This is a genomic window from Lentibacter sp. (assembly GCF_965658795.1).
Lineage (GTDB): Bacteria > Pseudomonadota > Alphaproteobacteria > Rhodobacterales > Rhodobacteraceae > Lentibacter.
In genome coordinates this window covers 145811-159539 of sequence record NZ_CBFHTG010000003.1, presented here as the reverse complement: position 1 = coordinate 159539, position 13729 = coordinate 145811, and the positions used below count along the sequence as shown (strand labels likewise).

General features: G+C 57.8%; 16 protein-coding genes. 5 read left to right on the top strand and 11 right to left on the bottom strand.

The window, feature by feature from the left end; all coding sequences use genetic code 11:
* Complete coding sequence (gene pgsA / locus ACTG3X_RS03400) at positions 1–666, bottom strand: CDP-diacylglycerol--glycerol-3-phosphate 3-phosphatidyltransferase (protein ID WP_439109829.1); 666 nt, start codon at positions 664–666, stop codon at positions 1–3.
* Positions 667–850: 184 nt separating this feature from the next.
* Here pgsA and ACTG3X_RS03395 point away from each other — a divergent pair, with 184 nt between their 5' ends.
* On the top strand, positions 851–1243 hold the full coding sequence (locus tag ACTG3X_RS03395) for a BrnA antitoxin family protein (RefSeq protein ID WP_439109828.1): 393 nt from the start codon (positions 851–853) through the stop codon (positions 1241–1243).
* On the opposite strand, the gene uvrC is transcribed toward ACTG3X_RS03395, so the two are convergent.
* From uvrC to ACTG3X_RS03360, 7 genes are all read right to left on the bottom strand, one after another.
* Positions 1240–3108 carry an excinuclease ABC subunit UvrC gene (gene uvrC / locus ACTG3X_RS03390; protein WP_439109827.1) on the bottom strand — a complete coding sequence of 623 codons (1869 nt, stop codon included), beginning with the start codon at positions 3106–3108 and terminating at the stop codon, positions 1240–1242. The genes ACTG3X_RS03395 and uvrC overlap by 4 nt on opposite strands.
* Positions 3109–3409: 301 nt before the next feature.
* Complete coding sequence (locus tag ACTG3X_RS03385) at positions 3410–4189, bottom strand: SDR family oxidoreductase (protein ID WP_439109826.1); 780 nt, start codon at positions 4187–4189, stop codon at positions 3410–3412.
* Complete coding sequence (locus ACTG3X_RS03380; protein WP_439109825.1) at positions 4186–5154, bottom strand: calcium/sodium antiporter; 969 nt, start codon at positions 5152–5154, stop codon at positions 4186–4188. The genes ACTG3X_RS03385 and ACTG3X_RS03380 overlap by 4 nt, the downstream gene beginning before the upstream one ends.
* Before the next feature lie 3 nt (positions 5155–5157).
* Entirely contained in the window at positions 5158–5322 is a 165-nt protein-coding gene (locus ACTG3X_RS03375; RefSeq protein ID WP_439109824.1) for a hypothetical protein, read from the bottom strand.
* Between the two features lie 4 nt (positions 5323–5326).
* Positions 5327–6124 carry a S49 family peptidase gene (locus ACTG3X_RS03370; protein ID WP_439109823.1) on the bottom strand — a complete coding sequence of 266 codons (798 nt, stop codon included), beginning with the start codon at positions 6122–6124 and terminating at the stop codon, positions 5327–5329.
* Between the two features lie 100 nt (positions 6125–6224).
* On the bottom strand, positions 6225–6986 hold the full coding sequence (locus ACTG3X_RS03365; protein ID WP_439109822.1) for an ABC transporter permease: 762 nt from the start codon (positions 6984–6986) through the stop codon (positions 6225–6227).
* Complete coding sequence (locus ACTG3X_RS03360; RefSeq protein WP_439109821.1) at positions 6983–7921, bottom strand: ABC transporter ATP-binding protein; 939 nt, start codon at positions 7919–7921, stop codon at positions 6983–6985. The genes ACTG3X_RS03365 and ACTG3X_RS03360 overlap by 4 nt, the downstream gene beginning before the upstream one ends.
* Positions 7922–8053: 132 nt before the next feature.
* Here ACTG3X_RS03360 and ACTG3X_RS03355 point away from each other — a divergent pair, with 132 nt between their 5' ends.
* The gene (locus ACTG3X_RS03355) at positions 8054–9034 is read left to right on the top strand and encodes a DMT family transporter (protein ID WP_439109820.1); all 981 of its coding nucleotides are present in this window, start codon (positions 8054–8056) and stop codon (positions 9032–9034) included.
* A gap of 12 nt (positions 9035–9046) precedes the next feature.
* Here ACTG3X_RS03355 and yidD read toward each other — a convergent pair whose 3' ends face one another.
* From yidD to rpmH, 3 genes are all read right to left on the bottom strand, one after another.
* The gene (yidD, locus tag ACTG3X_RS03350; protein ID WP_439109819.1) at positions 9047–9268 is read right to left on the bottom strand and encodes a membrane protein insertion efficiency factor YidD; all 222 of its coding nucleotides are present in this window, start codon (positions 9266–9268) and stop codon (positions 9047–9049) included.
* Positions 9265–9618, bottom strand: a complete 354-nt coding sequence (gene rnpA, locus ACTG3X_RS03345) for a ribonuclease P protein component (RefSeq protein WP_439109818.1) — start codon at positions 9616–9618, stop codon at positions 9265–9267. Before rnpA ends, yidD begins: the two co-directional genes overlap by 4 nt.
* A 100-nt stretch (positions 9619–9718) precedes the next feature.
* Positions 9719–9853, bottom strand: a complete 135-nt coding sequence (gene rpmH / locus ACTG3X_RS03340; protein ID WP_048599009.1) for a 50S ribosomal protein L34 — start codon at positions 9851–9853, stop codon at positions 9719–9721.
* Positions 9854–10144: 291 nt separating this feature from the next.
* Here rpmH and ACTG3X_RS03335 point away from each other — a divergent pair, with 291 nt between their 5' ends.
* Genes ACTG3X_RS03335 through ACTG3X_RS03325 form a run of 3 tightly spaced genes read left to right on the top strand, consistent with a single transcriptional unit; the run spans position 10145 to position 13689 of the window.
* Positions 10145–10885, top strand: coding sequence for a TVP38/TMEM64 family protein (locus ACTG3X_RS03335; RefSeq protein ID WP_439109817.1), 741 nt, complete (start codon positions 10145–10147; stop codon positions 10883–10885).
* A 26-nt stretch (positions 10886–10911) separates the two neighbouring features.
* On the top strand, positions 10912–12303 hold the full coding sequence (locus ACTG3X_RS03330) for a dihydrolipoyl dehydrogenase family protein (protein ID WP_439109816.1): 1392 nt from the start codon (positions 10912–10914) through the stop codon (positions 12301–12303).
* A 15-nt stretch (positions 12304–12318) separates the two neighbouring features.
* On the top strand, positions 12319–13689 hold the full coding sequence (locus ACTG3X_RS03325) for a sensor histidine kinase (RefSeq protein WP_439109815.1): 1371 nt from the start codon (positions 12319–12321) through the stop codon (positions 13687–13689).
* Positions 13690–13729 lie beyond the last annotated feature (40 nt).

The following is a 13729-nucleotide window of genomic DNA, read 5'->3' as shown; positions in this document are numbered from 1 at the left end:
TCAATCCTTTAGGTATGGCATTGATTTCTTGAAGTAATCCCAGCCAGTGATCAGCGTCAGAATAGCGGCAAGCCACAGCAACACCACGCCGGTTTGACCTGCAAGATACATGCCTTCGGCCTTCCAACGCAGGCCGAGCAGGTCTTCTTCATCGCCATTCAGGATGGCGTCAAACAAGGCATCGTCCATGCCCCAAGCGGCCATAACGAGGTAATGCTCGAAGATGCCTTTGGAAAAAAGCACAGCAATTGCAACCATTTGGAGGGTGGTTTTCCACTTGGCGAGCTTGGTGACCTTGAGGGTTCCGGCTGTGTCTCCGAGAAACTCGCGCAGGCCAGATACGAAAACCTCGCGGAAGAGAATAAAGGTGGCCGGCAACACAAGCCATGGTGTCCAACTGTTATCAGCATACCCTATGATGATCATAAGGGCGATGACGACCATGGCTTTGTCAGCAATCGGGTCAAGCATCGCGCCGAGCTTGGTTTCTTGCTTCCACGTACGGGCGAGATAGCCGTCAAACCAGTCGGTTATGGCCGCCGTGACAAACAGGATTAGCGCAAACCAATCTGCATAAGGTCTTGTAAAGTAAAGAAACATAACCGCCACCGAGGGGGCAGCAAGCAGGCGCAAGACCGTGAGGGTATTGGGTATGTTCCAGATCATTTCAATACGCTTTTACCGCGCTTTTTCGCGTGGTGAAAGCGCCAATCTTTGGGGTGTGGCTTACAGTGGGGCAAGCTGTGCATACGGCAGTATGGACAGGTCGTGAGGCCGCGCGCAGCACTATGGGCTTGTTAACGGCCCCTTGCCAGTCTGGCGACAAAGCAGATCACAGATGAGGCGCGCCATGGCACGTATGACGAAGGAAACCGCACGGCTGACTATGATGGAGGAGCTGAAGGCCCTACAGGAAGAGCTGCTGCGCGACTGGACGGACAGGTCTATTCCCAAAGACTGGAACGGCTCTATCAGCGCCTTTGGCCACACCGTGCGCAAAGAGAAGATTTCGATTCGTCTGGATGAAGATATGCTGCGCTGGTTTCGCGCGCTCGGGCCGGGCTATCAGGCCAAGATCAACATGGTGTTGCGGATATACTGGACAGGGATCATCAGCGGGATGGTGCGCGCGCACTATGAGGAGACGCAGGTAACACCCGTGTTCAGCGAGATGATCTTGCGAAAGGCAGAGCTGGGCCGCCTTGAGCGGGAGCGACGCGCAAAAGAAGGTTGGGGCGATTAGCCCTTTTCGTGAAAATAGTCATAGATCGTCTCGGCAATCGTATCCGAAATGCCCTCAACGGCCTTCAAATCGGCCAAGGCGGCGCGGCTGACGGCTTTGGCGCTGCCAAAATGTGTGAGCAGCGCGCGTTTGCGCGTGGCGCCCACGCCGGGCACATCATCAAGCGGCGTGCTGCTGATCGCCTTTGAGCGCTTGGCGCGGTGCGTTCCAATGGCAAAGCGGTGGGCCTCATCGCGCATCCGTTGCACAAAGTAGAGCACAGGGTCGTTGTGCCTGAGCGCGAAGGGTGGCTTGCCTGTGCGGTAGAACTCTTCTTTGCCAGCGTCGCGGTCTACGCCCTTGGCGACCCCGACCATGGGGATCTCGGACACACCCATCTTGTCCATGATCGCGCGCACGGCAGAGACCTGACCTATCCCACCGTCAATCAGCAAAAGGTCAGGCCAGAGGCCCTCCTTTTTTTGCGGGTCTTCTTTGATCAGGCGTTTAAAGCGGCGCTCCAGCACTTCTTTCATCATCCCGAAGTCATCTCCCGGGGTGATATCATCTCCCTTGATGTTGAACTTGCGGTAGTGATTTTTCATGAAGCCGTCAGGGCCCGCGACAATCATCGCGCCGACAGCATGTGCACCCTGGATGTGACTGTTGTCATAGACCTCGATACGCTGCGGCGTTGCGGGCAAGGAGAAGGCCTCGGCCACCCCTTTGAGCAGCTTGGCTTGTGTGGCGGTTTCGGCTGACTTGCGGGCAAGGCTTTGCTGGGCGTTGCGGGCAGCGCTTTCGACCAGCTCGGCTTTCTCGCCCCGTTGCGGCACCATGATCTCGACTTTGCGCTGCGCTTTTTCGCTGAGCGCTTCGGCCATCAGCTCGACGTTTTCCAACGGGTGCGACAGCAAGAGCAAACGTGGCGGCTCTTTGCTGTCATAAAACTGGCCGATGAACGCCTCCAGAACTTCGGAGGCGTCGATCTCGTCAGAGCCGACACGGGGGTAGAAGTCGCGGTTGCCCCAGTTTTGGTTGGCGCGGATAAAGAAGACCTGCACACAGGCCTGCCCCTTATCCATATGCAGCGCAATAACATCGGCCTCGGGCGTGGAGCGCGGGTTGATGCCTTGGGCGGTCTGCACTTGGGTGAGCGCTTTGATGCGGTCACGCAGAACAGCCGCCTTTTCAAACTCCATCGCCTCGGAAGCGAGTTGCATGTCAGCGCCAAGCTTGTCTTGCAGATCGGTTGAGCGGCCAGACAGGTAGCGCTCGGCGTCGCGCACATGCTCGCGGTATTCGGCGGCAGTAACTTTGCCCACGCAGGGGCCAGAGCAGCGTTTGATCTGATATTGCAGGCAGGGGCGCGTGCGGCCCTCAAATTCGCTGTCAGAGCAGTTGCGCAACAGAAAGACGCGCTGGAGCTGCGCAAGGCTGCGCGTTACGGCTCCGGCCGAGGCGAACGGGCCATAGTAGCGGCCCCTCTCCTTCTTGGCACCGCGGTGCTTCTTGATCATCGGGAAGTCGTGATCTGTGACGAGGATATTGGGGAAGCTCTTATCGTCGCGCAGGAGCACGTTGTATTTGGGCTTGAGCTGCTTGATGAGGTTCTGCTCTAGCAGCAGCGCTTCTGTTTCTGTCTTGGTTGTCAGAAACATCATGGTCGCTGTTTCCGAGATCATCCGTGCGATCCGGCCAGAATGCCCATTGGGGCGAGCATAGTTAGACACGCGCGCCTTTAAGTTGCGCGCCTTGCCCACATAGAGCACCCGCGCCTGCGTATCGAGCATACGGTAGACACCCGGTGCACCGCTGAGCGACTTCACATAGTCAGCGATGACCTGATGGCCTGTCGGAATATTTTGCGGCTCTGTCTCACTCATCTCGGTCGTGTCTCGATTCGTCTTGGTGGCTGCAATGTTCGCCCCTGAGGGGCAAGAGGAAAGCTGTCCCCGATTCCTGTGGATAAGTCTGAGTATAACCTACGGTGAAGCGGGATTTCCTTTTGTTTTTCGCCCCTTTGATTGATCTGCCTAAAAAATATGCGCAAACATAACATATTGTTTTTGCTTGATTTTTTTATTGCAAATTTACAACTCATTGGTTTCGTTAGGTTTTTCTCAAGTTTTTGTGACACTCAAGACGGCCAGTGCAAAACTTACATACGAGATACAGTAGTTGGACCTACTCAACGCCCAAAACATCAGGCGTTTGCCATGCGAGATGCTGGCCACCATCAACGCAGAGAAGCTGCCCTGTGACGGCTGGCGCATCTAGAAAGTAGCCAAGCGCTGCTGTGATATCCTCGGCGTTTGCACCGCGCTCAAGCACAGTGTTTTCTCTCTGGCGGGCAAAGTGGCTCTCCGTCTGGCGCGCGCCTTGCAGTGTCGGGCCTGGCCCAATGGCATTGACCCGTATCGCAGGTGCCAGACCTTGCGCCGCTGTTTGCGTAAGCGCCCAAAGCCCCATCTTGGCGATGGTATAGGTGCTAAACTCGGGTGTGAGCTTGCGCACGCGCTGATCAACCATATTGATGACGAGCGAACTCGCCATCGGCTCGCCGCGTGCATCGGTACTCGCGGGGGGCGCTTGGCGCGCGAAGGCCTGCGTGAGCACATAGGGCGCGCGCAAGTTCGAGCCGATGTGACGATCCCAGCTTTCACGCGTGGCGGAGTGGATCGTATCGTATTCAAAGATCGAGGCGTTGTTTATGAGGCAGGTGAGTGGCTGGCCCAAAGCCTCGGCCGCCCGTGCCACGAGACCTTCAGTGGCCGCCTCGTCAAGCAAGTTGGCCCCGAGCGCGACGGCATCAGCCCCCGCAGCTTTCAGCTCTGCCACCAGCGCGTCGGCCTCGGCAGAAGACGTGTTGTAGTGGATCGCAACGGCATAGCCACGCGCGGCAAGGAAGCGGGACATGGCCGCGCCAAGGCGCTGTGCGCCCCCGGTTACGAGCGCCGCGCTCATGCCATCACCACAACGGTGATATAGGCGATGTAGAGCGCCACCAGCAGAATACCCCAACCCCGCGTGATATCACGCTTGAGGAAAACAAACGGCACCAGAAGCAGTGAAGACGCGAGCATGACCCAGAGATCAAACTGCAGGAACTGGCGGTCGACCGGTATGTCACCCAGCAGGGCGGTGATGCCGATGATTGCGAGCAGGTTGAACATATTGGAGCCGATGACGTTGCCCAGAGCCACATCGGCCTGACGGCGCAGCGCGGCCATGACCGTTGTTGCCAGCTCGGGCAAAGACGTGCCAAGCGCAACCAGCGTGAGGCCGATCACTGTCTCGGTGACGCCAAACTCACGGGCGATATTGACCGAGCTATCGACGAGAATATCGGCCCCCAGTGGCAGACCAACGAGCCCGAGGCCTAGAAAGACGATGATCTTCCACCATGGTAGCTCCGGATCTGCGCCTTCCAGCTCTTCGATGTCGTCCGCGCCCATGGCCGCTTCGGCGGCGCGGGCTTCGCGGCGGTGGTTGCGGGCGTGTAGAAAGCTATCTGTCAGCACCGCAGCAAGCGCTGCCAGAAGCACAAGACCCGCCAGCGCGTCAAACACGCCACGAAAGGCGAGGCCGATAAAGAGCACCGAGCTTGCGATCATGTAGATGTAATTTTTGCGGCTATCGCATTCGGACGTGTGCATCGCAGCCAAGAGCGCGGGAAAGCCTAGAACCATCAGGATATTGGCGGTGTTTGAGCCGACGACATTGCCCATCGCAATGCCCGGGGCATTGTCCATCAAAGCCTTGATCGCAATGAGCAGCTCAGGTGCAGATGTTCCGAAGGCAACGATTGTCAGCGAGACAATCAGCGCAGGAATGCCCACACGCAGGGCCAAATTCACGGCGCCGCGCACGAGGCTGTCGCCTGCGAGCAGCAATATCACCAAACCCAGCGAGGCAAGCAGCCAATCCATGTATTACCCTTTTGTCTTGCAGGGGCATGGCCCCTTGCCGATACGAAAGCGCTTGCACTTGGGGCAACGCTTGTCGGCGATTTGTTTCGCGCCTGGCACCTTCAATTTGCCGAACATGGCCAACACGCCCATGCCGACAAGGAAAAGTGAGACGATCTTGAATATCATGGGCCTAAAGCCCGAAGCGGGCAAATTGCGCCCGCTCTTCTACTGCGGCCAAACCATCATCAATGATTTGCGCGCCAAAGCGGGACAAGAACGGCTTTTTGCGGCCATAGCGCATGAGCCTGACCTTATCGCCATAAAGCTCTTTGAGCTTTGGCTCGAGGTGGGCGATGCCATCAATCAAGCCCAACTCCTGCGCGCGCCCCGCGAGCCAGAACTCGCCCGTGAACAGCTCGGCTGTTTCATCAAGCTTGCCTGCGCGGCGGGTCTTTACGTGGTCGATGAACAGGCTGTGCATATCCTCAAGGAGCGCTTTCAGGCGCGTCACGTCCTCAGGCTTTTCTTTTTGAAACGGATCCAGCGTCGACTTGGACTTGCCGGCTGTATAGACGCGCCGCTCAACGCCTTGGCGGGCGAGCAGCTCATGGGCGCCAAAGCCTGCCGAAATCACACCGATTGAACCAATGATGCTGCCACCATCGGCCCAGATGTCATCCGCGGCGGAGGCGAGCCAATATCCGCCAGATGCAGCCACATCCTCGACAAAGGCGTGAACGGGAATTTGCTTTTCATCAGCCAAACGACGGATGCGCGCCGCGATGAGCGCGGACTGCACGGGCGAGCCACCCGGAGAGTTCAGGATAAGCGCTACCGCTTTAGGCTTGCCCTTGCGAAAGGCCTTTTCGATGAGCGGGGCCAAGGCCTCGTCTGACAGGCTGCCGCGTGTGCCAGAGGCAATTGTCCCAGCGAGACGCAGAACTGCGACGCGGGGCTGCTTTTTGAGAAAGGGCAATTTCAGTGTCATAAATGTCCATGTAAAGCCGCGAGTGGAGGTAAACAAGAGAGGCCCCCGCTGGCGCGCAAATCTTTTGTGAAAAAAGCCTTTTTGATAGGATTTTGACCTCTCAAGGCTTCAATCTGTACCCTGACTTGAAGATCCAGCCGATGATGACAAGGCAAGCGCCCGTAAATCCGGCAATGGCGAGCAAGGACAGCCCGATCGGCACATCAGCCGCGCCATAAAAGGACCAACGGAACCCTGAGATGAGATAGACCACCGGATTGAACAGCGAGACCGTTTGCCAAATGGCAGGCAACATCGTGATGGAGTAGAACGCACCGCCCAGAAAGATAAGCGGCGTCAGCACCAACAGCGGGATCAGCTGCAGCTGCTCGAAGTTCCCTGCCCAAATCCCGATGATAAAGCCAAAGAGCGCAAAGCTCAGGCAGGTGAGCACAAGAAAGGCCACCATCGCCATGGGGTGGGCGATGTGCAGATCAATGAAAAACGATGCTGTCGCCAAGATCATCACCCCGATGAAGAGCGCCTTTGTGGCTGCGGCCCCGACATAGCCGAGCACGATCTCCAGAAAGTTGATAGGGGCTGACAACAGCTCGTAGATCGTGCCTGTGAATTTTGGGAAATATATCCCGAAGCTCGCGTTGGAGATCGACTGGGTCATGACCGAAAGCATGATAAGCCCCGGCACGATGAAGGCTGCGTAGCTCACGCCCTCGACCTCCTGGATACGGCTGCCGATGGCTGTGCCGAAGACGACAAAGTAAAGTGATGTCGAGATGATTGGCGAAATGAAGCTCTGCACAAATGTGCGGAAAAACCGCGTCATTTCAGAGCTGTAGATAGCCCAGACCGCTTGCCAGTTCATGCTGCGCCCTCCTGTGGAGCTTCGGCTGTGAGGCCAACAAAAATATCTTCCAGACTGGACTGTGTGGTCTTCAGATCTGCAAGTTTGAGGCCCGCTTGTGACAGGTCAGCCAGAAGCGCGGTGATGCCTGTGCCCTCACCCTTGGTGTCGTAGGTGTAAACCAGTGTCGCGCCATCATCGGCCAGTGCCAAATCATAGGTGGCGAGCCTATCAGGCACAGCCTGCACAGGCGCGCGGAGCGAGATGCGCAGCTCTTTGCTGCCCATCCGCTCCATCAGGGCGTCTTTGCCTTCTACAAGGAGAAGCGCGCCCTTGTTGATCACACCGATGCGGTCGGCAATGGCCTCGGCCTCTTCGATGTAGTGGGTTGTCAAAATGATGGTGACACCATCGGCCTTAAGCTTGGCGACAGTTTCCCACATATCACGGCGCAACTCGACATCGACACCTGCGGTTGGCTCATCAAGGAAAAGCACACGAGGCTCATGCGCCAGCGCCTTTGCAATCAGCACCCGACGCTTCATCCCGCCAGAGAGCTGGCGCGTGCGGTTGTCGCGCTTGTCCCAGAGGGACAGTTGCTTCAGGATCTGTTCGATCTTGGCATCGTCGCGCTTCAGGCCAAAGAGCCCGCGCGAGAAGCGGACTGTGTCGATCACCTTGGTGAAAGGTTCGAGGGCTATCTCCTGCGGGACAAGCCCGACAAGCCGACGCGCGGCGCGATAATCGGCAACGATATCGTGCCCCCCGATCCGCGCCTGCCCGCCAGACGGCGACACAAGGCCACAGAGCACCGAGATCAGCGTGGTTTTGCCCGCGCCATTGGGGCCAAGCAAAGCCAGAATTTCGCCCTGCCCGATGTTGAGCGAGACACCCTTGAGCGCTTTAAATCCGCCCTCGTATGTTTTTTGAAGATTGTCGATTTCGACAAAGGCCATAGTGTGCCCTCCTGTTCGATTGCCGACCCTATCCTGCGACCTCGCCACGCGAAACCGCGAAAAGCGCTTTTGTCGCAAAACGGCGCGCGCCGTCGCTTGCCGCCTGTTAACAGGTTATCGAAAGGAGGCCTGATGACCGAAGCTTTGAACCGCCCCGCTGCGGGTATCTTGTTTGTGATCGCGGGTATTCTTGCGATCAGTGTGAATGATGTGCTGATCAAGCTTCTATCAGGGGGCTACCCCTTACACGAGATGGTCTTCATCCGCTCGGGAATCGGCATTTGCTTCAGCCTTGTTCTGGTGCAGCTTGAGGGCGGATGGCATATCTTGCGGACCAAAACGCCGGGGCTGCACCTATTGCGCGGTACGTTCGTTGTGCTGTCCAATCTCAGCTACTTTGCAGCCCTTGCCGTTTTGCCACTGGCTGATGCCACGGCGCTTTTCTTTGTTGCGCCTTTGATGATCACGCTGCTGTCGATCCCGATTTTGGGCGAAACTGTCGGCCCCTGGCGCTTGGGCGCGGTGATCGTCGGGTTTCTGGGGGTTCTGCTCATGCTGCTCGCGTGGCGCGGGGACAGTGCCCCGCAAGATGTGTCTTGGTTTGTGTTGATCCTGCCAATGTTTGCTGCGCTCACCTACGCGCTCAACCAGCTGATGACCCGCAAGCTTGGTGTGAGCAGCAAGGCCAGTGCAATGGCTGTCTATATTCAGGGACTGTTCGTCCTCGTCTCCCTCGGATTTTTCCTCGTCGCAGGCGACGGCCGCTACGCTGAGGGCGCGACAAACGAAAGCGTGGTGTTTTTGCTGCGCGCCTGGGTTTGGCCAGACGGCAGCGACCGCTGGCTCTTTTTGGGGCTGGGCCTCAACGCGGCGATCATTGGCTACTGCTTGGGGCAAGCCTACCGCCTTGCGAGTGCGGCCACGGTGGCGCCGTTTGAATACCTTGGCCTGCCTTTGGCAGTGCTTTGGGGCTGGATCATCTGGGCAGAATTCCCCGCGCCTCTGGTGCTTGCAGGAATTGCGCTGATCATGGGGTCGGGGCTGTTTGTGTTTGTGCGCGAACGACTCAAGAGCCGACCGATGATCAAGAGGCGCGTGCACAGGCGCTATTGACCAAACCCCGTTTCAGTCCGGAACGTTATCGATCCCGCTGCTGCCCCACGGGTGGCAGCGCAGAATACGGCGCACCATGAGGTAGGTGCCTTTGATGCCGCCATGCTTTCGCAAGGCCTCCATGCCGTAGGCAGAACAGGTCGGATGAAAGCGGCAGCTGTGGCCCACCCACGGGCTGAACACGAGGCGATAAAAGCGCACAGGCAGCGATATGATGAATGCGAGGGGGGTCATGTGCTATGCAGCTTGGCAAGCGCGTAGGCAAGATCACCCTTCAGCGCCTCAAAGTCGCGATTGGCTGTCGCATCAAAGCGCCCGATCAGCACATAGTCATAGCCCACCAACCCCGAGAGCGGCAGCACCGCGCGGGCGATCTCCCGCAGGCGGCGCTTGGCCCGGTTGCGCGCCACAGCGTTGCCCACCTTTTTTGAACAGGTAAACCCGACGCGCCACGGCGCATCATCGCCGCGCGCACGTGCCTGTACCATCAGCCCTTTGGTGCCGCATTTGGCTGCCCGCGAAGCCGCGAGAAACTCGGCGCGTTTTTTGAGAACTGGCAAGGGTGCTGTCATGGTCGGGATCATCACGCTTCACTCTAGGATGAACAAGCGAAAACCGCCTGAGAGTCTCTCAAGCGGTTCGATATTTTTCGCAATCCAATGCCCCCGAAGGAGCAAGGCCAGCTTACGCGCTCAGCGACTTGCGGCCACGCGCACGACGTGCGTTCAGGATCTTGCGGCCCGCTTTTGTCGCCATACGTGAACGAAAGCCGTGACGGCGCTTGCGAACGAGGTTGCTTGGTTGGTAGGTGCGCTTCATCGCTCCGTCTCCGAATTGTAAGGCAGGCGTGCGAGTCGCACGGATGCCTCGTGAATACTTGAAGCCGCTCTATATGCGGCGGTTTCTGGGCTGTCAAACCCGTAGCGAAAAGATTTAGCCGAAATTGCAACAAAATGCGCAGCGAGACGGCCCGTTTTGTTACAGTATCCTAATTATAGGCCTGTAACATCACGAAAATGCGGGTGGACGATCAACGGGCTGTGAGACCCCTTGGGTTTTGCGGCCAATCTGCGCAGGTTGAGGTCAACACACTCACAGTGGAATGGAACAATGACTGATATGTCAAAGAGCGCAGAATCACCCAAATCCTCGTTAGCACGCCTGCTGCCGCTTGCCGCCATCGGCCTGGCCGCAGTCTTTGGGGCGATATATCTGCGCGACTATCTGAGCTTTGAGGCTCTACAGCAAAACCGCGAAGCGCTTATTGCCTTTCGGGATGCCAACTTTCTGCTCACCGCATTGGTCTTTGTGACCGCCTATGTGATGATTGTAGCCTTCTCCTTGCCGGGCGCAACGATTGCGACGCTCACAGGCGGGTTTCTCTTTGCGACCTTCCCGGGCGCTTTGTTTAATGTCACGGGCGCAACGCTTGGCGCGACAGTGATTTTTCTGGCCGCCCGATGGGGCCTTGGCGCCAAGCTGGGCGCAAAGCTGCAAGCCAGTGACGGCAAGATCAAGGCCATCAAAGACGGGATTGACGAGAACCAGTGGTCGATGCTGTTTCTGATCCGCCTTGTGCCTGCTGTCCCGTTTTTTGTGGCAAACCTTTTGCCTGCGTTTCTTGATGTGCCTCTGCGCCGCTTTGTGATCAGCACATTTTTCGGGATCATCCCCGGCGCGGTGGTTTACACCTCTGTTGGCGCGGGGCTTGGTGAGGTGTTTGCGCGCGGCGAAACGCCTGATCTTGGCATCATTTTTGAGCCGCATATTCTTTTGCCTATCTTGGGGCTGGCTGTACTGGCCGCACTTCCCATCGCCATTAAGGCACTGCGTGGCGGCAAAGCGCTTTGAGCGCTGCCGACCTGAAAGGACTGACCATGGAAAAAGTAAAAACCGACCTTCTGGTGATTGGCGCTGGCTCTGGCGGGCTGTCTGTTGCCGCGGGCGCGGCCCAAATGGGCGCCGATGTGGTGCTGCTTGAGGGGCATAAGATGGGTGGCGACTGCCTCAACTATGGGTGCGTTCCCTCAAAAGCCCTGCTCTCGGAGGCCAAGAAGGCCCATGCAAAAGGGACAAGCCCCGCAAAAGCCTATCCCGAGGCGATGGCCCATGTGCACTCTGTCATCGCAACCATTGCGCCACATGATTCTGTTGAGCGCTTTGAAGGGCTGGGTGTGCGCGTCATCTCGGAGTTTGGGCAATTTACAGGGCCAGACACCGTTGCGGCAGGCAACTACGAAATCAGCGCGCGGCGTATTGTGATTGCCACAGGATCGGCCCCGCTTGTGCCGCCCATTCCGGGCCTTGAAGCTGTACCCTATGAGACGAACGAGACCATCTTCGAGCTGCGCAAGCGGCCTGAGCACCTTCTCATTATCGGAGGAGGGCCAATTGGGATGGAAATGGCGCAAGCTCACCGCAGGCTGGGCTGCGCGGTGACCGTGATTGAAGGGGCGAAAGCCCTAGGCAAGGATGACCCGGAGGCCGCGGCTGTCTTGATCGAGGCTCTGCGGAACGAGGGCATTGTGATTGAAGAAGATGCGCTGGCGGCTGAAGTGCGCGGCACAACGGGCGCGATTGAAGTGGAGGCCAAGGACGGGCGCGTCTTTAAGGGCTCGCACCTTTTGATAGCGGTCGGGCGCAAGGCCAACACCGACAAGCTGAACCTTGCCGCAGCAGGCATCGACCCCTCGCGCAACGGCATCAAGGTGAATGCCGCGCTCAAGACAAGCAACCCGCGCGTCTACGCCATTGGCGATGTGGCCGGCGGACTGCAATTTACCCACGTGGCGGGCTATCATGCGGGCATTGTTATTCGCTCGGCTCTTTTCGGGCTGCCCTCAAAAGCCAGCGAGGCGCATATTCCTTGGGCGACCTATACCAGCCCGGAACTTGCCCAAGTGGGCCTCACAGAAGCACAGGCCAAGGAGCGGCACGGAGAGGCGCTTGAGGTTGTGCGCTTTGACTACGCGGGAAATGACCGCGCCATCGCAGAGGGCCACACCACAGGCTTTGCCAAGGTGATGATCGTGAAGGGGCGTCCCGTGGGAGCCACGATTGTGGGGCATCAGGCGGGTGAGCTGATCAACACATGGGCGCTCGCGCTGGCCAACAAGCTTAAGATGGGCCAGATTGCGGCGATGGTTGCCCCCTACCCCACAATTGGCGAAATCAACAAGCGCGTCGCTGGAGCCTATTTCTCTCCCCGGTTGTTTGAGAGTAAGATGGTCAAAAGGGTTGTCGGCGCAATTCAGCGCTTTCTGCCATAAGAGGTCGTGCAGCTTATGTTTAACACGCTTTCAGGGCGCTTTCTGGTTTTGACAGTTATTTTTGTCATGCTTGCAGAAATCCTGATCTTTGTGCCTTCGATTGCACGGTTTCGCGAAGACTATCTGCTGAGCCGCCTTGAGCGGGGGCAGATCGCCTCGCTTGCCTTGCTTGCCGATGACATGATCGGGGCGGATCTGGAAGAAGAGCTGTTGCGCAACGCCGAGGTCTTTAACGTGGTGCTCAGGCGCAATGAGGCGCGGCAACTGATCCTCTCGGCACCAATGCCAAAGCCGATCGATGCCACCTATGATCTGCGCGACGCCTCAGCGCTTGTGCTTATTCGCGATGCGATGGCACGCCTCTTTGATACAGAAGACCGTGTTATCCGTGTGATCGGAAACCCTGTGCGTGAGGCAGGCTTGCTCATTGAGGTCTCGATGGAGACCGCTGATTTGCGCGCTGCGATGATCGACTACGGGTTGCGCATTCTCGTGCTGTCCGCCGTGATTTCGATCTTTACGGCGGTCCTGCTGTTTTTGGCGGTGCGAATGCTGCTGGTCAGGCCCATCAAGAAAGTTGTCGAAGATATTCAGGCCTATGCGGCCAACCCGGAAGATGCGAACCGCATCATCCAGCCCTCTGCCAGCGTATCAGAGCTGCGGGAAGCAGAAGAAGCGCTGCAAAGCCTCGAGACCCAACTCACCAGCGCCCTGAAACAAAAAGAACGCCTCGCACAGCTCGGCTCCGCTGTCGCAAAGGTCAGCCACGATCTGCGCAATATTCTCACCACAGCGCAGCTCTTCACCGACCGTATCGAGACAAGTGAGGACCCGAGCGTAAAGCGCATGGCCCCGAAACTCGTCAATTCGATCAGCCGCGCCGTCAAACTATGTGAAACCACACTGACCTTTGGCAAGGCCGAAGAACCTGCGCCTAAATTGAGTATACTCTCGCTGAACGAGCTTGTGGACGATGTGTTTGAGGCCGAACAGCTCACACGCAGCGACGGCGAGATTGCCTTTGTGAGCCAAGTACCAGACCGTTTCACCCTCAGAGCTGACACAGAGCAGCTTTACCGCGTGATCAGCAACCTTGTGCGCAACGCGCGCCAAGCGCTTGAAACGGCAGCTCAGAGCGGTGAGGTTCGCGTCTCGGCTCAGGATGTGAACGGCATGATCGAGATCATCGTGAGCGATACGGGCCCCGGCCTGCCAGACAAAGCGCGCAAACACCTGTTTGAAGCCTTTCACGGCGGGGCACGCAAAGGCGGCTCAGGGCTTGGGCTTGCGATCGCTGCCGAGCTTGTGCGGGGCCATGGGGGCGAACTGTCGCTTCTGCGCTCTGACAGCAACGGCACCTCTTTTGCCATTCGCCTCAAGCGTTAACGGGGCCTGAGATTAATTTTGGATTATTTGCGAAAACCTG